17 protein-coding genes are annotated in these 16,933 nt (G+C 71.8%); 13 read left to right on the forward strand and 4 right to left on the reverse strand.

The features are described 5' to 3' along the window. Nucleotides 1–39 precede the first annotated feature (39 nt). Nucleotides 40–1,182: an NADH-quinone oxidoreductase subunit D gene (locus AB0K02_RS13610; protein WP_365992555.1), complete on the reverse strand. Its 1,143-nt coding sequence runs from the start codon at nucleotides 1,180–1,182 to the stop codon at nucleotides 40–42. A 2-nt stretch (nucleotides 1,183–1,184) separates the two neighbouring features. Further along, nucleotides 1,185–2,204, reverse strand: coding sequence for an SAM-dependent methyltransferase (locus AB0K02_RS13615; protein ID WP_365992556.1), 1,020 nt, complete (start codon nucleotides 2,202–2,204; stop codon nucleotides 1,185–1,187). Between the two features lie 96 nt (nucleotides 2,205–2,300). Here AB0K02_RS13615 and AB0K02_RS13620 point away from each other — a divergent pair, with 96 nt between their 5' ends. Beyond that, nucleotides 2,301–3,500: a sensor histidine kinase gene (locus AB0K02_RS13620; protein WP_365992557.1), complete on the forward strand. Its 1,200-nt coding sequence runs from the start codon at nucleotides 2,301–2,303 to the stop codon at nucleotides 3,498–3,500. A 42-nt stretch (nucleotides 3,501–3,542) separates the two neighbouring features. After that, entirely contained in the window at nucleotides 3,543–4,220 is a 678-nt protein-coding gene (locus tag AB0K02_RS13625; RefSeq protein ID WP_365992558.1) for a response regulator transcription factor, read from the forward strand. Between the two features lie 13 nt (nucleotides 4,221–4,233). Here AB0K02_RS13625 and AB0K02_RS13630 read toward each other — a convergent pair whose 3' ends face one another. Further along, nucleotides 4,234–5,403 carry a beta-eliminating lyase-related protein gene (locus tag AB0K02_RS13630; protein ID WP_365992559.1) on the reverse strand — a complete coding sequence of 390 codons (1,170 nt, stop codon included), beginning with the start codon at nucleotides 5,401–5,403 and terminating at the stop codon, nucleotides 4,234–4,236. A 118-nt stretch (nucleotides 5,404–5,521) separates the two neighbouring features. On the opposite strand from AB0K02_RS13630, the gene AB0K02_RS13635 reads away from it, so the two are divergent. From AB0K02_RS13635 to AB0K02_RS13680, 10 genes are all read left to right on the forward strand, one after another. Beyond that, nucleotides 5,522–6,442, forward strand: coding sequence for a DUF2520 domain-containing protein (locus AB0K02_RS13635; protein ID WP_365992560.1), 921 nt, complete (start codon nucleotides 5,522–5,524; stop codon nucleotides 6,440–6,442). Then, on the forward strand, nucleotides 6,439–7,464 hold the full coding sequence (panC, locus tag AB0K02_RS13640; RefSeq protein WP_365992561.1) for a pantoate--beta-alanine ligase: 1,026 nt from the start codon (nucleotides 6,439–6,441) through the stop codon (nucleotides 7,462–7,464). The genes AB0K02_RS13635 and panC overlap by 4 nt, the downstream gene beginning before the upstream one ends. Beyond that, nucleotides 7,461–9,161, forward strand: coding sequence for an L-aspartate oxidase (locus AB0K02_RS13645; RefSeq protein ID WP_365992562.1), 1,701 nt, complete (start codon nucleotides 7,461–7,463; stop codon nucleotides 9,159–9,161). Before panC ends, AB0K02_RS13645 begins: the two co-directional genes overlap by 4 nt. Continuing rightward, nucleotides 9,158–10,165: a carboxylating nicotinate-nucleotide diphosphorylase gene (nadC, locus tag AB0K02_RS13650; protein ID WP_365992563.1), complete on the forward strand. Its 1,008-nt coding sequence runs from the start codon at nucleotides 9,158–9,160 to the stop codon at nucleotides 10,163–10,165. The genes AB0K02_RS13645 and nadC overlap by 4 nt, the downstream gene beginning before the upstream one ends. Continuing rightward, a complete protein-coding gene (locus AB0K02_RS13655; protein WP_365992564.1) occupies nucleotides 10,165–10,962 on the forward strand; it encodes a type III pantothenate kinase in 798 nt (265 codons plus the stop codon). Before nadC ends, AB0K02_RS13655 begins: the two co-directional genes overlap by 1 nt. Nucleotides 10,963–11,062: 100 nt before the next feature. Continuing rightward, complete coding sequence (locus AB0K02_RS13660) at nucleotides 11,063–11,713, forward strand: hypothetical protein (protein ID WP_365992565.1); 651 nt, start codon at nucleotides 11,063–11,065, stop codon at nucleotides 11,711–11,713. Nucleotides 11,714–11,727: 14 nt separating this feature from the next. Further along, the gene (locus AB0K02_RS13665; RefSeq protein WP_365992566.1) at nucleotides 11,728–11,901 is read left to right on the forward strand and encodes a hypothetical protein; all 174 of its coding nucleotides are present in this window, start codon (nucleotides 11,728–11,730) and stop codon (nucleotides 11,899–11,901) included. Nucleotides 11,902–12,002: 101 nt separating this feature from the next. Then, nucleotides 12,003–12,398 (forward strand): BlaI/MecI/CopY family transcriptional regulator, encoded by a 396-nt coding sequence (locus AB0K02_RS13670; RefSeq protein ID WP_365992567.1) that lies wholly within the window; start codon nucleotides 12,003–12,005, stop codon nucleotides 12,396–12,398. A gap of 9 nt (nucleotides 12,399–12,407) precedes the next feature. Further along, on the forward strand, nucleotides 12,408–12,935 hold the full coding sequence (locus tag AB0K02_RS13675) for an amino-acid N-acetyltransferase (RefSeq protein ID WP_307714163.1): 528 nt from the start codon (nucleotides 12,408–12,410) through the stop codon (nucleotides 12,933–12,935). 144 nt (nucleotides 12,936–13,079) lie between these two features. Next, nucleotides 13,080–13,415, forward strand: coding sequence for an Lsr2 family protein (locus AB0K02_RS13680; RefSeq protein ID WP_307714162.1), 336 nt, complete (start codon nucleotides 13,080–13,082; stop codon nucleotides 13,413–13,415). On the opposite strand, the gene AB0K02_RS13685 is transcribed toward AB0K02_RS13680, so the two are convergent. Then, nucleotides 13,394–13,954 (reverse strand): SCO3374 family protein, encoded by a 561-nt coding sequence (locus AB0K02_RS13685; protein WP_365992568.1) that lies wholly within the window; start codon nucleotides 13,952–13,954, stop codon nucleotides 13,394–13,396. The two genes, AB0K02_RS13680 and AB0K02_RS13685, sit on opposite strands and share 22 nt — an antisense overlap. A 431-nt stretch (nucleotides 13,955–14,385) precedes the next feature. Between AB0K02_RS13685 and AB0K02_RS13690 the strand changes: the two genes are divergently transcribed. Beyond that, nucleotides 14,386–16,911, forward strand: a complete 2,526-nt coding sequence (locus AB0K02_RS13690) for an ATP-dependent Clp protease ATP-binding subunit (RefSeq protein WP_365992569.1) — start codon at nucleotides 14,386–14,388, stop codon at nucleotides 16,909–16,911. Nucleotides 16,912–16,933 lie beyond the last annotated feature (22 nt).

The raw sequence follows: 16,933 nt of genomic DNA on the forward strand, positions 1-16,933 counted from the left end.
CTGATCGGAAGGCCGCCCGCGCAGGGCGGCCTTCGGCGTCTACTTGTCGATGTCGCCGACGACGAAGAACAGCGATCCCAGGATCGCCACCATGTCGGCGACGAGCGTTCCCGGCAGCAGCACGGTCAGCGCCTGGATGTTGTTGTAGGACGCCGAGCGGAGCTTGAGCCGGTACGGCGTCTTCTCGCCCTTGGACACCAGGTAGTAGCCGTTGATGCCGAGCGGGTTCTCGGTCCAGGCGTAGGTGTGGCCCTCGGGCGCCTTGAGCACCTTGGGCAGGCGCTGGTTGATCGGCCCCGGCGGCAGCTCGGCGATCCGGTCGAGGCAGGCGTCCGCCAGGTCGAGCGCGTTGTGCGTCTGCTCCAGCAGCACCTCGAAGCGGGCCAGGCAGTCGCCGTCGGTGCGGGTGACGACGGTCAGGGTGTCCTGGAGCTCCCCGTACGCGAGGTACGGCTCGTCCCGGCGCAGGTCGAAGTCGACGCCCGACGCCCGGGCGATGGGTCCGCTCACCCCGTACGCGTGCACGGCCTCGGCCGGCAGGACGCCCACGCCGCGGGTGCGGCCGCGGAAGATCTCGTTGCCCAGGACCAGCCGGTCGTAGACGTCCATCCGCGAACGGACGTCGGCCACCGCGTGCCTGGCCCGGCCGAGCCAGCCGGCGGGCAGGTCCTCCTTGAGGCCGCCGACGCGGTTGAACATGTAGTGCATCCGGCCGCCGGAGATCTCCTCCATGACGTGCTGGAGCTCCTCCCGCTCGCGGAAGGCGTGGAACACCGGGGTGATACCGCCCAGTTCGAGCGGATACGACCCGAGGAACATCAGGTGGTTGAGGACCCGGTTGAGCTCGGCGAGCAGCGTGCGGGTCCACACCGCCCGCTCCGGCACCTCCATGCCGAGCATGCGCTCGACGGCCATCACCACGCCGAGTTCGTTGGAGAAGGCGGAGAGCCAGTCGTGGCGGTTGGCGAGCACCACGATCTGGCGGTAGTCGCGTGCCTCGAAGAGCTTCTCGGCGCCGCGGTGCATGTAGCCGACGACCGGCTCCGCGTGCCGGATGCGCTCGCCGTCCAGCACGAGTCGCAGCCGCAGCACGCCGTGGGTGGAGGGATGCTGGGGACCGATGTTGAGCACCATGTCGGTGCTCTCCGCCGCTCCGCCGATGCCGACCGTGGTCTCCGTCATGCTCACCAGTCTGACAGAGGCCCGCCGGGCCGCCCCGGCCCGATCCGCCGCACCAGCCAGGCGAAGTCGCCGAGGCCGCCCCGCGCCGTCAGCTCCGCCGCCTCGCCGGTCCGCGACAGGGCGCGGACGTAGGCCGCGGGATCGGAGGACGCCAGCGCCAGCGGCGGCCGTCCGGCCGTCACGCCCAGCCGGTTCAGGGCCTCGCGCTGCGTCAGCAGCCGGGCGGACGGCACCGCGGCGGCGCACGCGTCCAGTGCCACATGGGCCGTGATGTCGCAGCTTCCGTCCGGGACCGGGCGCACCTCGCGGCCGTCCCGGAAGCCCGTCAGCGTGCCGAAGGGCGGTCTGGCGCCGGCCGTGTGCGCGTAGTCGACGGCCACCGCGAGGCCCGACGCGACCCGGCCGGACGCCCGCGCCCACGCCTCGTCGCGCGGCCGGCCGATCTCCGCCCGGGACCCCGGCTCGGTCAGCGGCCACCAGCGGGCCAGCCACGCGGCGTCGGCGCCGTCGACCTTCTCGCCGAGCCGCTCCTCGCCGGCGGCGTCCACCAGCACCCTGCGCACCACGCCCCGCTCGTCCGCCTCGGCGACGTCGACGGGGACGTTGTCCAGCCACTCGTTCGCGAACAGCAGCCCGTGCACCCCGTCCGGGGGCGTGTCCGTCCACACGATGCGCGGATCGAGCCCGGCGGGCCGCGGCGCGCGCTCCACGGCGCAGGCGCGCACCGGGTAACCGGGGGGCAGGGCGGCCAGCACACCCGAGAGCAGTTCGCCGCGGCCCGCGCCCATGTCCACGAGCGCGGGCTCGTCGATGCCGTACGCGTCCGCCACGTCGAGCAGCAGCCGCGCGACGGCCGAGGCGAACAGCGGGGAGGCGTGCACGGACGTACGGAAGTGCCCGGCCGGGCCTTCGGGCCGCAGGTAGAAGCCGTCCGGCCCGTAGAGCGCGGCCTCGGTCGCCGCCCGCCACCCGCGCAGGCCGGAGCCCACGGCAGGGGGCCCGGCAGAGGTCTCATACGTCACGCGCACCAGTCTCCACCTTGCGGAGTACGCCTTCGTCTACCGGATCGCCCCTCCGGTTGACTCCGGCACCTATCCCCCTTCCTTACGCTTGGTGACGTGCAGCGCCTCTACGACTTCCTCCGCAGACACCCGACGGGCGTCGACTGCTCCTGGGCCGTCGTGCTCTTCGGGTTCGCCATGCTGTGGGCGGTTCAGGAGCCCGTGGGCGCCGGGCCCCGGATCACGGCGGTCGGGGTCGTCCTGGTGCTGAGCGTCGTGGTCGCCCTGCGCCGCCGCATGCCGGAGAGGATGCTGGTCCTCGCGGCGCTCGCAGGTGTAGCGCAGCTGGTGCTGGACGTCGAGGTCAACCCGGCCGACTTCGCGATGATGGTCATCATCTACACGGTCGCCGCGCACGACGGTCCCCGCTGGGCCTCCCGGCTCGCCCTGGTCGGCGGCCTGTCCGCCGCCACGCTGGCGCAGATCCGCTGGCCGGCGGAGGAGCAGGGCACGCTCGGCCGGATCTTCGTCACCGTGGTCATGAGCCTTCCGTTCGCCCTGGCCTGGGTCCTCGGCGACTCGATACGCACCCGGCGCGCCTACTTCGCGCAGCTGGAGGAGCGGGCGAGGCGGCTCGAGAAGGAGCGCGAGGCGCAGGCGAAGGTCGCGGTCGCGGCCGAACGCGCCCGGATCGCCCGTGAGCTCCACGACGTCGTCGCGCACAACGTCTCCGTCATGGTCGTCCAGGCGGACGGCGCCGCCTACGTGCTCGACGCCGCGCCCGACCAGGCCAAGCAGGCGCTCGAGACCATCTCCTCCACCGGCAGGCAGGCGCTCGCCGAGATGCGGCGACTGCTCGGCGTGCTGCGCACCGGGGACGCCCCGGAGAGCGGTGAGTACGTTCCGCAACCGGACGTCGAGCAGATCGAGGAACTGGTCGAGCAGGTCCGCGCTGCCGGGCTGACCGTCGACTTCAAGGTCGAGGGCACGCCGCGGCCGCTGCCGAGCGGTGTCGAACTCACCGCGTACCGCATCGTGCAGGAAGCCCTCACCAACACCCGCAAGCACGGCGGCCCGGAGGCCGGCGCCAGTGTGCGGCTCGTCTACTTCGACGACGGGCTCGGCCTGCTCGTCGAGGACGACGGACGCGGCTCGTCGCACGAGCTGTACGAGGACGGCGGCGCGGACGGCCGCGGCCACGGACTGATCGGCATGCGGGAGCGCGTCGGTATGGTCGGCGGCACGCTGGACGCCGGGCCGCGGCCGGGCGGCGGCTTCCGGATCAGTGCTCTGCTGCCGCTCAAGCCCGCCCACTGACCAGCCCGCTACAGCCCCCTACAGGCCGAGGAGCCGACCCTGATGCCCATCCGAGTGATGCTCGTCGACGACCAGGTGCTCCTGCGCACCGGATTCCGCATGGTGCTCGCCGCCCAGCCGGACATGGAGGTCGTCGCCGAGGCCGGGGACGGCGCGGAGGCGATCGAGAACCTGCGGTCCACCGCCGTGGACGTCGTCCTGATGGACGTCCGCATGCCGCGCCTCGACGGTGTCGAGGCGACCCGCCGCATCTGCGCCGAGCCGGACGCGCCGAAGGTGCTGATCCTGACCACCTTCGACCTCGACGAGTACGCCTTCTCCGGCCTCAAAGCGGGTGCCAGCGGCTTCATGCTCAAGGACGTACCGCCGGGCGAACTGCTCGGCGCCATCCGCTCCGTGCACAGCGGCGACGCGGTCGTCGCGCCGTCCACCACGCGGCGGCTGCTCGACCGGTTCTCGCCGATGCTGCCGAGCTCCGGCGCGGAGCCGCAGCACAAGGAACTGCAGCGCCTGACCGACCGTGAGCGCGAGGTCATGATGCTTGTCGCGCAGGGCCTGTCGAACGGCGAGATCGCGGCCCGGCTGGTGCTCTCGGAGGCCACTGTGAAGACCCATGTGGGCCGCATCCTCACCAAGCTCGGCCTGCGCGACCGGGTGCAGGTCGTGGTGCTGGCGTACGAGACGGGCCTCGTGCGCGCGGGCGGCGGCGGACGGGTCTGAACACCGGCTCCGGTCAGCGCAGCACGGTCCGCTCACCCAGCCGGCGCACGAACTCGCCCACCGCGTCCGACACGTCCCCGGCCGTCCACTCCAGACCCTCCGACGACACGGTCATCTCCGTCATCGAGACCCCGGGCGGACAACCCTGTGCGAACCAGCGGCGGAAGAGCGTCACCCCCGTCTCCTCCGACTGCGCCAGCGCCGCCTTGTTCAGCGTGTCCGCCTCGTACGGCAGCCAGACCTGGAACTGGTGCGTGTGCGGGACCGGGGGACTGACGCGCGCCCAGGGGACGCCCGCCTCGCGGAGCGCGTCCGTCAGCGCCGCCGCGACGACCTTCGCGTGGGCGACGTACGACGGCAGGCGCGGAAGCTCGCGCTCCAGGCCGACGAGGGCCGACAGCACCGCCGGGTACTGCTGGAACATCTGGCCGCCGTACCGGTGGCGCCAGGCGCGCGCCTCGTCCGCGAGCGACTCGGGCCCCGCGAGCACCGCACCCGCCATGCCGCCCAGGGACTTGTAGAAGGAGACGTACACGCTGTCGGCGAGCGCCGCGATGTCGTCCAGCGGGCGGCCGAAGTGGGGGGCGCATTCCCACAATCGCGCGCCGTCGAAGTGCACCACCGCATCACGTGCGCGTGCCGCCTCCACGACGGCGACCAGGTCGTCCCAGGAGGGCAGGACGAATCCCGCGTCCCGCAGCGGCAGTTCGAGCATCAGCGTGCCGAAGGGCTCGTCGCACTCGGCCACCTCGTCGGCCGTCGGCAGCCTCGGCCGGTTCGTTGGATGGATCGTGCGCAGGCCGCTGACCACCGAGAGCGCCGAGCGCTCGTGCACCTCCGGATGCGCCCGCGGATGCAGCGCCACGGTCCGGTTGCCGGTGCGGCCGGCCCAGCAGCGCAGGGCCGCCTGCTGCGCCATCGTCCCGGTCGGGAAGTACACCGCCGCCGGAAGGCCCAGCAGGGCGGCCGTTCGCCGCTCCAGCTCCGCCACGACCCCGTCGCCGTACATGTCGACCGGCTCGTCGAGGTCGTAGACGTCGGCGGCGCCCGAGGTCAGCGCAGCAAGGCCGTCCCGCACGCGCAGTTCGGCGGAGGTCCGCCACAACGCGCGCTCCGACGTGCGCCACGCTGCCAGTCTGCGCCGCCGCTCATCGCGCTCGTCCTGCTCGCTCGTATCCGTCACCGTCCGATCATCGCCCACAGCCTGTGGACGACTGCGGGGGCGGCGGTGACGCTGGCGTAGCATCGTGACGAGAAATCGTCCGGTACCCCCCGCGGACTGGAACGGAAGGCACCGCCGCGTGAACGCCACACCACCACAGGAACCGCTCGACCCGCGGGACCGCCCCGCCCGGCTGACCGTGGGCGTGGTCGGGGCGGGCCGTGTCGGACCCGCCCTCGCCGCCTCGCTCCAGCTCGCCGGGCACCGGCCGGTGGCCGTCTCGGGCGTCTCGGACGCCTCCGTGCGCCGGGCCGCCGAGCTGCTCCCGGACGTGCCCCTCGTGCCGCCCGCCGAAGTCCTCGCCCGCGCCGAGCTCGTGCTGCTCACGGTCCCCGACGACGCGCTGCCCGGCCTCGTCGACGGCCTGGCCGGCGCCGGCGCCGTGAGGCCGGGGCAGCTGCTCGTGCACACCTCGGGCCGGTTCGGCGCCAAGGTGCTCGACCCGGCGACCCGCGCCGGGGCGCTGCCGCTCGCCCTGCACCCGGCGATGACGTTCACGGGGACGGCCGTGGACGTGCAGCGGCTCGCGGGCTGCTCGTTCGGAGTGACCGCGCCCGAGGAGCTGCGGCTCGCGGCCGAGGCGCTGGTCATCGAGATGGGCGGCGAGCCCGAGTGGATCGAGGAGGCGGCCCGCCCGCTGTACCACGCGGCCCTCGCGCTCGGCGCGAACCACCTCGTCACCCTGGTCGCCCAGTCCATGGAGCTGCTGCGCGCCGCCGGGGTCGCGGCCCCGGACCGTATGCTCGGCCCGCTCCTCGGCGCGGCCCTGGACAACGCGCTGCGCTCGGGGGACGCCGCCCTGACCGGCCCCGTCGCCCGAGGCGACGCGGGCACCGTCGCGGCGCACGTCGCCGAGCTGCGCAAGCACGCTCCCGGCGCCGTCGCCGGATATCTGGCCATGGCCCGTACGACCGCGGACCGGGCCCTCGCACACGGCATGCTCAAGCCGGAGCTCGCCGAAGACCTGCTGGGCGTCCTCGCGGAGGGGGACCTGCGATGAGCCGTAAGACCAGGCGCGACGTCGAGCTGGTGCCGACGCGGGATGACCTCCGGTACGTGGTCGATCACCACGCCGTCCCCGGCCGCACAGCCGTCGTGATGACCATGGGCGCCCTCCACGAGGGCCACGCCGGGCTCATCCGGGCCGCCCGGGAGCACGTCGGCGACAAGGGCTTCGTCATCGTCACCGTCTTCGTCAACCCGCTGCAGTTCGGCGCGGGCGAGGACCTCGACCGCTACCCGCGCACGCTGGACGCGGACCTTGCCGTGGCCCAGGAGGCGGGCGCCGACGTGGTGTTCGCCCCGTCCGTCGACGAGGTCTACCCGGGCGGCGAGCCGCAGGTGCGCATCACCGCGGGCCCCATGGGCGGTGTGCTGGAGGGCAGGACGCGCCCCGGCCACTTCGACGGCATGCTCACCGTCGTCGCCAAGCTGCTGCACCTCACGTCACCGGACGTCGCGCTCTTCGGCCAGAAGGACGCCCAGCAGCTCGCCCTGATCCGCCGCATGGTCCGCGACCTGAACTTCCCCGTGGAGGTCGTGGGCGTGCCCACCGTCCGCGAGGAGAGCGGCCTCGCCCGCTCCAGCCGCAACGCCTACCTCTCGCCCGCCGAGCGGCGGACCGCCCTCGCCCTGTCCCGCGCGCTGTTCGCCGCCCATGACCGCCTCGCCGCACAGCAGGCGCTGCACGCGCGTGCCGAGGCGGTCCCCGCCGCCCCGGCCCGCGCCGCCGCCCTGTCCGCGATGGGCGAGGCACGGGCGGCCGCCGACGCCCACGCGGTCGCGCAGGCCGCCCCGCCGGGCGGCGCGGACGCCGTGCGGGCCGCGGCCCGCACCGTGCTGGACGAGGCCGCTCAGGCCGATCCGCCGCTCGTGCTCGACTACCTGGCACTCGTCGACCCCGCCACCTTCACCGAGGTGCCGGACGACCACACCGGTGAGGCGATCCTCGCCGTCGCCGCCAAGGTCGGCACGACCCGCCTGATCGACAACATTCCGCTGACCTTCGGAGCCCAGCAGTGACCGGAATACGGCTGACCGCACCCGCCCCCGGCTGGGCCATCGATGCCGACGTCGTCGTGGTCGGCTCCGGGGTCGCGGGCCTCACGGCGGCCCTGCGGTGCGCCGCGTCCGGCCTGGCCACCGTCGTGGTCACCAAGGCCCGCCTCGACGACGGCTCCACCCGCTGGGCGCAGGGCGGCATCGCCGCGGCGCTCGGCGAGGGCGACACCCCCGAGCAGCACCTCGACGACACCCTCGTCGCGGGCGCTGGCCTGTGCGACGAGGAGGCGGTGCGCACCCTGGTCACCGAGGGCCCCGGCGCCGTGCGGCGGCTGATCGCCACCGGCGCGCGTTTCGACACCGACCCGGGGTCCGGCGAGATCGAGCTCACCCGCGAGGGCGGCCACCACCGCCGGCGCATCGCCCACGCGGGCGGTGACGCGACCGGCGCCGAGATCTCCCGCGCCCTGGTCGACGCGGTCCGCGACCAGGGACTGCGGACCATCGAGAACGCCCTGGTCCTCGACCTGCTCACCGACGCCGAGGGCCGCACGGCCGGCATCACGCTGCACGTCATGGGCGAGGGCCAGCACGACGGCGTGGGCGCCGTGCACGCCCCCACGGTCGTGCTCGCCACCGGAGGCATGGGCCAGGTCTTCTCCGCGACCACCAACCCCGCCGTCTCGACCGGCGACGGCGTGGCGCTCGCGCTGCGCGCGGGAGCCGAGGTCTCGGACCTGGAGTTCGTGCAGTTCCACCCCACTGTGCTGTTCCTCGGCCGGGACAGCGAGGGCCAGCAGCCGCTGGTGTCCGAGGCGGTACGGGGCGAGGGCGCGCACCTGGTGGACGCGGACGGGATCCGTTTCATGGCCGGGCAGCACGAACTGGCCGAGCTCGCCCCGCGCGACATCGTGGCGAAGGGCATCATGCGCCGGATGCAGGAGCAGGGCGCCGAGCACATGTACCTGGACGCCCGCCACTTCGGCGCGCAGATGTGGGAGCACCGGTTCCCCACGATCCTGGCCGCATGCCGCGCCCATGGCATCGACCCCGTGACCGAGCCGATCCCGGTCGCCCCGGCGGCCCACTACGCCTCCGGCGGCGTCCGCACCGACCTGCACGGCCGGACCACCGTCCCGGGCCTGTACGCCTGCGGTGAGGTGGCCTGCACGGGTGTCCACGGCGCCAACCGGCTCGCGTCCAACTCCCTCCTGGAGGGCCTGGTCTTCGCCGAGCGGATCGCGGCCGACGTCGCGTCCCGCGCGGACGCCCGCGCCGGTGCGCCCCGCGAGGCGGCCGGCGACACCGTCCCTCTGCTCGCGCCCGAGGAGCGCCACGAGATCCAGCGGATCATGACCCACGGCGCCGGTGTGATCAGGACGGCGGCCAGCCTCGACGACGCGGCCGACGCCCTGGAGGCGCTGTCGCTGAACGCGGCCCACGACGCCGACGGACCCAAGGCGGCCGAGCCCGGCGTCGAGTCCTGGGAGGCCACCAACCTCCTCCTCGTCTCCCGGGTCCTCGTCGCCGCGGCCCGCGAGCGCGCCGAGACCCGCGGGTGCCACTGGCGCGAGGACCACCCCGACCGCGACGACGCCGACTGGCGCCGTCACATCACGGTGCGCCTCACGCCCGACCGCCGCCTCGTCCCACGGCGTACCGCCAGTGAAGCCCTTCCGCCCGTAACCCCCATCGCCCCCAGGGAGCCGCAACCGTGACCACGCCCGAAGAACGTCCGGAGCCCGTGGACGTACCGCTGATCCAGATCGGCGCCCCCGCCGCCGGCACGGGCTGCGGCGACGGCTGCGGCTGTGCGGACGAGACGTACGAGAGCGGCCTCGACCCCGCGCTCGCGGAACTGCTGGCAGCGGCCGGCCTGGACCCCGTGCAGGTCGAGGACATCGCCCACCTCGCCATCGAGGAGGACCTCGACGGCGGCGTGGACGTCACCAGCGCGGCGACCGTCCCGCAGGACGCCGTGGCCACCGGTGACTTCACGGCCCGTGAGGCCGGCACGGTCGCGGGCCTGAGGGTCGCCGAGGCCGTCCTGTCGATCGTGTGCACCTCCGACTTCGAGGTCGAGCGGCACGTCGAGGACGGCGACCGCGTCGAGGCGGGCCAGAAGCTGCTCTCGGTCACCGCGGGCACGCGTGACCTGCTCACCGGCGAGCGCAGCGCACTGAACATCCTGTGCCGCCTCTCCGGCATCGCGACCGCGACGCGCGCCTGGGCCGACGCCCTCGAAGGCACGAAGGCAAAGGTGCGCGACACCCGCAAGACGACGCCCGGCCTGCGCGCCCTGGAGAAGTACGCGGTGCGCTGCGGCGGCGGCGTCAACCACCGGATGTCGCTGTCCGACGCGGCGCTGGTCAAGGACAACCACGTGGTGGCGGCGGGCGGGGTCGCCGCGGCGTTCAAGGCCGTGCGGGAGCGCTTCCCGGACCTCCCGATCGAGGTCGAGGTCGACACGCTGCACCAGGTCCGCGAGGTCATCGACGCCGGCGCCGACCTGATCCTGCTGGACAACTTCACCCCGGCGGAGACCGAGGAGGCCGTCACGCTGGTGGCCGGCCGCGCGATCCTGGAGTCCTCCGGCAGGCTCACCCTGGCCAACGCCCGCGCGTACGCCGAGACGGGCGTCGACTACCTCGCGGTGGGCGCGCTCACGCACTCGTCCCCGATCCTCGACATCGGTCTCGACCTGCGCGAGGTCGACGCCTGATGCTGCTCACCATCGACGTCGGCAACACCCACACCGTGCTGGGCCTCTTCGACGGCGAGGAGATCGTCGAGCACTGGCGCATCTCCACCGACTCGCGCCGCACCGCGGACGAGCTCGCCGTCCTGTTGCAGGGCCTGATGAGCATGCACCCGCTGCTGGGCGAGGAGCTGGGCGACGGGATCGAGGGCATCGCCATCTGCTCCACCGTCCCCTCGGTTCTGCACGAGCTGCGCGAGGTCACCCGCCGTTACTACGGCGACGTCCCGGCGGTGCTCGTCGAGCCCGGCATCAAGACCGGCGTCCCGGTCCTGACGGACAACCCCAAGGAGGTCGGCGCGGACCGCATCATCAACGCGGCCGCCGCGGTCGACCTCTACGGGGGCCCGGCGATCGTGGTCGACTTCGGCACGGCGACGACGTTCGACGCGGTGAGCGCGCGGGGCGAGTACGTGGGCGGCGTGATCGCCCCCGGCATCGAGATCTCCGTCGACGCGCTCGGCGTCAAGGGCGCCCAGCTGCGCAAGATCGAGGTCGTCCGCCCCAGGAGCGTGATCGGGAAGAACACGGTCGAGGCGATGCAGGCGGGCATCGTCTACGGCTTCGCCGGCCAGGTGGACGGGGTGGTCCACCGGATGAAGCGGGAGCTGGCGGAGGACCCGGACGAGGTGACGGTGATCGCGACGGGCGGTCTGGCGCCGATGGTGCTGGGCGAGTCGTCGGCGATCGACGAGCACGAGCCGTGGCTGACGCTGATCGGCCTGCGCCTGGTCTACGAGCGGAACGTCTCGCGCCTGTGACGGCCCGGGGCGGTCGCCGGGAAACGGCACCACCCTGGGCGCAACGCCCGCTTTCGTACCATTAAACGGAATTTGTGCCGTCGGCTCGTATGGTCGGGGCATGCCCACGCCATACGGATCCCACGGCGGCATGGCGTTCGGCGCTGACGAGCTGCGAGTGCTCCGACGCGCCCTCGCCGCCGCCCTTCACCCCGCCCCCCTCGCCGACGAGGACGTCAGGGACTGCCTGCGACTGGCCGATTCCGTCGACGAGGCCGTGCGCGAGGCGGGCCGGCTGCGGGACTTCCTCGTCGCCGATCTCGCCCGCTACCGCGCTGCTCTGCCCGGCTCCGCCTCCGGCTATCTGGAGCTCCTCCAGGAGGCGCTGGCCGCCGGCCACGAACCCCTGACCGACGATCTCGCCGCCCTGCGCGCCCTGCGCGGCCATCCGGTGGCCGCCGCCGTGCTCCGGCGCTGTCTGGCGCTCGCCGAGCAGTCCGTACGGGCGCGGCTCGCCCGGGCGGCCGTCCCCCCGCCGGCCGTGCATGTGCCGGCTCCGACGGGTGTCCGCCGTGCCCGGCTCATGGCGCTGCCCGGCGGACGTGCCGCCGAGGATCCGAAGAGCAAGCCGCAGCCACAGCCACAGCCACAGCCGCAGCAGCCGAAACCCACGCCGCCCGCCCCGGGCGAGCGGCCGGTGCCGAAGCCCTCGGAGGTCTTCCCGCCGCGCCGCAAGCCGGTGCCCCCGCCGGAGCAGCGCGCCGCCGGATAGCTACTCTGGAGGGCATGGACTACGTTTCCGCGCTCGTGCCCCCGGTGGTGATGGCCGCCTTCTTCATCGGTCTGGTCGTGACGATCGTCAAGAGCCAGGGCGGTTCGAACAAGGCCAAGGAGGACGCGGCGGTGGACGCCGCGCTCGCCCGCACCGAGTCGGTGAAGCAGACGGGGTCCGACGCCTGACCCGAGCAGTGCAACGAGGACGTACGGCAGATTTGTGGCCGTACGTCCTTTTTGCTCCATCAATAGGCGATGACTCCCGTATCTCCCACTATGGTGGCAATGTGCCCCGTCAATTGGGAGAGCTCGAAGACGCCGTCATGACCCGGGTCTGGCAATGGAACCGGCCGGTCACGGTCAGGGAAGTCCTGGAAGACCTCCAGCAGGAACGGTCCATCGCCTACACCACCGTCATGACGGTAATGGACAATCTCCATCAGAAGGGCTGGGTGCGCAGGGAAGTCGACGGCCGCGCCTATCGATATACGGCCGTCTCGACCCGGGCCGCCTACTCGGCCGCACTGATGAACGAAGCCTGGTCCCAGAGCGACAACCCCGCCGCCGCTCTCGTCGCCTTCTTCGGGATGATGTCGCCCGAGCAGCGCGAGCAGCTGCAAGCCGCCCTGCGCATCGTTCAGGGCGGCGAGGCCGCCGACGGCCCGGGGGCCGCGGGGCGATAGCGTCGGGCCATGCCTTATGCCGCAGCAAATGCCATCACCGTCCGGCGGGCCCGGACCAGCGATGTGCCGGACGTCCGCCGTCTCGTGGATCCGTACGTGAGCGAAGGCATCCTGCTCGACAAAGCGACGGTCACCCTTTACGAAGCCATCCAGGAGTTCTGGGTCGCGGAACGCGACGCGGACGCCAGGGTTGTCGGCTGCGGCGCCCTCCATGTGATGTGGGAAGACCTCGCCGAAGTGCGCACACTCGCCGTGGACCCGGCCTTCCAGGGGCACGGCATCGGTCACCAGGTGCTGGGCAAGCTGTTGCAGACCGCCCGCTGGCTGGGAGTGCGCCGGGTTTTCTGCCTCACCTTCGAAGTGGACTTCTTCTCCAAGCACGGCTTCGTCGAGATCGGGGAGACGCAGACTCCGGTGGACACGGATGTCTACGCCGAGCTGCTGCGCTCCTATGACGAGGGTGTCGCCGAGTTCCTGGGGCTCGAACGAGTGAAGCCGAACACCTTGGGCAACAGCCGGATGCTTCTGCACCTGTGATCGCCGCAAGGGCCCGGATCTCTATGTCCGAATCGCGCACGTTTCCCGCGTTCTCGCGGTTCTGAACCTCTGCCAAGGGTTTGTGTTTTCCAGGGAAAAGCGGTTTCCTTTCCGCGTACTGCATTTTCGATGAAAGGAAATCCGGTGGCACAGAAGGTTCAGGTCCTTCTTGTCGACGACCTCGACGGCGGCGAGGCGGACGAGACGGTGACGTTCGCTCTGGACGGCAAGACCTACGAGATCGACCTCACCACCGCCAATGCGGACAAGCTCCGGAGCCTCCTCGAGCCCTACGCGAAGAACGGCCGGCGCACCGGCGGCCGCGCGGCGACCGGCCGTGGCAAGGGCCGTGCGGCGTCCGGCGGCAACAAGGACACCGCCGAGATCCGCGCCTGGGCCAAGGCGAACGGCTTCGAGGTCAACGACCGCGGCCGCGTCCCGGCGACCGTCCGCGAGGCCTACGAGAAGGCGAACGGCTGAGTTTCCGTCGGCTGCACCCGCGCGCGTCCGGCACGCAGAAGTCGGACGCGGTGGCACTCCGTGGCCACCGTGGCCACCAGCCGTACGAGATCGGGGGCATCCCCACTGTCCCCGAATCCGGCGAGAGCCGGCAGCCGGCCCCAGCGCCCCGGGGGGCGCAGCCAGCGTGCGGCTCCCCGGACGTCGTCGCGTCCGGGCGGCGGCGGGGCGGTCATCCGCCCGCCCTCGCCCACGGCGGTCAGGTCGAGATCGACCCCGCCCCATTCGAGCCAGTCGAGCAGCCCCGGCAGCTCCTCGGTGCTCCCGGCGGCCACGAGCAGCCGCATCATGCGCCCCTGCACGGCGACCGGCCCGGTGCGGTCCGTCCGCCGCAGCACGGCGGCCCCGGCGTCCGCCGGCAGCTCCAGCACGTCGAAATCCCGGCCCGTCAGCAGCTCCACGGGTGAGCCGTCGGCCACCGCCCAGCCGAGTGTGCTGCGGTACCAGTGGGCGGTGCCGCCTTCGAGGGGCGCGCGGGGATGCGGGACGGCGAGGACCATGCCCGGGGAACTGCGGACCGGCTTCTCGGGTTACGCAGGGTGGACGTCTCGTCGCACCGCGTGTGCGAACCGGCGCTGTCCGGACGTCCCCGCCGGAGCAAGGTTGTTCGCCCGTAGCTGAGGGAACGGCTGCGCGCCGCATGGACTGTCGGTGCCAGCGGGTAAGACATTCCTAGTGGGGAGGGGCGACACGCTCGCAGCGCCGTCTCGCGTTCGCCATCGGCGTACTGCCGGTGGGGGTAACTGCCTGGCCTGCGGGAACATCGTCTCGCACCATCGGGTTGGAGCAGTTGTCGGCGTTCAGGGGTCAGGAGGCCACAGACGGGTGTCGGCAGTTGGAATGAGCGGTCCCCGCTTGCGGGACTAAGCTGCGGAAGGACAGGGAGGGGATCGACCCCTAACTGACTGACCGCTCTGAGGAGCGATTAACGATGTTCGAGAGGTTCACCGACCGCGCGCGGCGGGTTGTCGTCCTGGCTCAGGAAGAAGCCCGGATGCTCAACCACAACTACATCGGCACCGAGCACATCCTCCTGGGCCTTATCCACGAGGGTGAGGGTGTCGCCGCTAAGGCCCTGGAGAGCCTCGGGATTTCGCTCGAGGCGGTCCGCCAGCAGGTGGAGGAGATCATCGGCCAGGGCCAGCAGGCCCCGTCCGGGCACATTCCCTTCACCCCCCGTGCCAAGAAGGTCCTGGAGCTGTCGCTCCGAGAGGCTCTTCAGCTGGGCCACAACTACATCGGCACGGAGCACATCCTGCTCGGCCTGATCCGCGAGGGCGAGGGCGTCGCCGCCCAGGTCCTCGTGAAGCTCGGTGCCGACCTCAACCGGGTGCGGCAGCAGGTCATCCAGCTGCTCTCCGGTTACCAGGGCAAGGAGGCCGCCACGGCCGGCGGTCCGGCCGAGGGCACGCCCTCGACCTCCCTGGTCCTCGACCAGTTCGGCCGGAATCTCACCCAGGCCGCTCGTGAGTCCAAGCTCGACCCGGTCATCGGGCGCGAAAAGGAGATCGAGCGGGTCATGCAGGTGCTGTCCCGCCGTACCAAGAACAACCCCGTGCTCATCGGCGAGCCCGGCGTCGGCAAGACGGCGGTCGTCGAGGGCCTGGCGCAGGCCATCGTCAAGGGCGAGGTGCCCGAGACCCTCAAGGACAAGCACCTCTACACCCTCGACCTGGGTGCGCTGGTCGCCGGCTCCCGCTACCGCGGTGACTTCGAGGAGCGCCTGAAGAAGGTCCTCAAGGAGATCCGCACCCGGGGCGACATCATCCTGTTCATCGACGAGCTCCACACCCTCGTGGGTGCGGGCGCCGCCGAGGGCGCGATCGACGCCGCGAGCATCCTCAAGCCGATGCTGGCGCGAGGCGAGCTGCAGACCATCGGCGCCACCACGCTCGACGAGTACCGCAAGCACCTGGAGAAGGACGCCGCTCTGGAGCGCCGCTTCCAGCCCATCCAGGTCGCGGAGCCGTCGCTGCCGCACACGATCGAGATCCTCAAGGGTCTGCGCGACCGTTACGAGGCCCACCACCGGGTCTCCATCACGGACGAGGCGCTGGTCCAGGCCGCCACCCTGGCCGACCGGTACATCTCGGACCGCTTCCTGCCGGACAAGGCGATCGACCTGATCGACGAGGCCGGTTCCCGGATGCGCATCCGCCGGATGACCGCGCCGCCGGACCTGCGCGAGTTCGACGAGAAGATCGCCGCCGTGCGCCGGGACAAGGAGTCCGCGATCGACTCCCAGGACTTCGAGAAGGCGGCTTCCCTCCGCGACAAGGAGAAGCAGCTGCTGGCGGCGAAGGCCAAGCGGGAGAAGGAGTGGAAGGCCGGCGACATGGACGTCGTCGCCGAGGTCGACGGCGAGCTGATCGCCGAGGTCCTCGCCACGGCCACGGGCATCCCGGTCTTCAAGCTGACCGAGGAGGAGTCCTCGCGTCTGCTGCGCATGGAGGACGAGCTCCACAAGCGCGTCATCGGCCAGAAGGACGCCATCAAGGCGCTGTCCCAGGCGATCCGGCGTACCCGCGCCGGTCTGAAGGACCCGAAGCGCCCCGGTGGTTCGTTCATCTTCGCCGGCCCCTCGGGTGTCGGTAAGACCGAGCTCTCCAAGACGCTCGCCGAATTCCTCTTCGGCGACGAGGACGCGCTGATCTCCCTCGACATGTCGGAGTTCAGCGAGAAGCACACGGTTTCCCGTCTCTTCGGTTCCCCGCCCGGATACGTGGGTTACGAAGAGGGCGGCCAGCTCACCGAGAAGGTGCGCCGCAAGCCGTTCTCCGTCGTCCTCTTCGACGAGGTCGAGAAGGCCCACCCCGATATCTTCAATTCCCTTCTGCAGATCCTGGAGGACGGTCGTCTGACCGACTCCCAGGGCCGCGTCGTGGACTTCAAGAACACGGTCATCATCATGACGACCAACCTCGGGACCCGGGACATCTCCAAGGGCTTCAACCTGGGCTTCGCCGCCCAGGGCGACGTCAAGACCGGCTACGAGCGGATGAAGGCGAAGGTCAACGAGGAGCTCAAGCAGCACTTCCGGCCGGAGTTCCTCAACCGTGTCGACGACACGGTCGTCTTCCACCAGCTCACCGAGGAAGACATCATCCAGATCGTCGACCTCATGATCGCCAAGGTGGACGAGCGTCTGAAGGACCGGGACATGGGCATCGAGCTCAGCTCCACGGCCAAGTCGCTCCTCGCCCAGAAGGGCTACGACCCCGTCCTGGGTGCCCGGCCGCTGCGCCGGACCATCCAGCGCGAGATCGAGGACGTGCTGTCGGAGAAGATCCTCTTCGGCGAGCTGCGCCCCGGTCACATCGTGGTCGTGGACACCGAGGGTGAGGGCGAGCAGAAGAAGTTCACCTTCCGCGGCGAGGAGAAGTCGGCTCTGCCGGACGTCCCGCCCATCGAGCAGGCGGCCGGCGGAACAGGGCCGAACCTGTCGAAGGACTCGTGACGGCCCTGCGGGCCGGATGACG

Source organism: Streptomyces sp. NPDC049597 (assembly GCF_040675505.1).
GTDB lineage: Bacteria > Actinomycetota > Actinomycetes > Streptomycetales > Streptomycetaceae > Streptomyces.

Excerpts from the sequence above, each read along its gene's own strand:
- AB0K02_RS13690 (WP_365992569.1), top strand. The coding sequence starts at position 14,386 with ATGTTCGAGAGGTTCACCGACCGCGCGCGGCGGGTTGTCGTCCTGGCT.
- AB0K02_RS13660 (WP_365992565.1), top strand. The coding sequence starts at position 11,063 with ATGCCCACGCCATACGGATCCCACGGCGGCATGGCGTTCGGCGCTGAC.
- panC (WP_365992561.1), top strand. The coding sequence starts at position 6,439 with ATGAGCCGTAAGACCAGGCGCGACGTCGAGCTGGTGCCGACGCGGGAT.
- AB0K02_RS13675 (WP_307714163.1), top strand. The coding sequence starts at position 12,408 with ATGCCTTATGCCGCAGCAAATGCCATCACCGTCCGGCGGGCCCGGACC.
- AB0K02_RS13665 (WP_365992566.1), top strand. The coding sequence starts at position 11,728 with ATGGACTACGTTTCCGCGCTCGTGCCCCCGGTGGTGATGGCCGCCTTC.
- AB0K02_RS13655 (WP_365992564.1), top strand. The coding sequence starts at position 10,165 with ATGCTGCTCACCATCGACGTCGGCAACACCCACACCGTGCTGGGCCTC.
- AB0K02_RS13610 (WP_365992555.1), bottom strand. The coding sequence starts at position 1,182 with ATGACGGAGACCACGGTCGGCATCGGCGGAGCGGCGGAGAGCACCGAC.
- AB0K02_RS13625 (WP_365992558.1), top strand. The coding sequence starts at position 3,543 with ATGCCCATCCGAGTGATGCTCGTCGACGACCAGGTGCTCCTGCGCACC.
- AB0K02_RS13685 (WP_365992568.1), bottom strand. The coding sequence starts at position 13,954 with ATGGTCCTCGCCGTCCCGCATCCCCGCGCGCCCCTCGAAGGCGGCACC.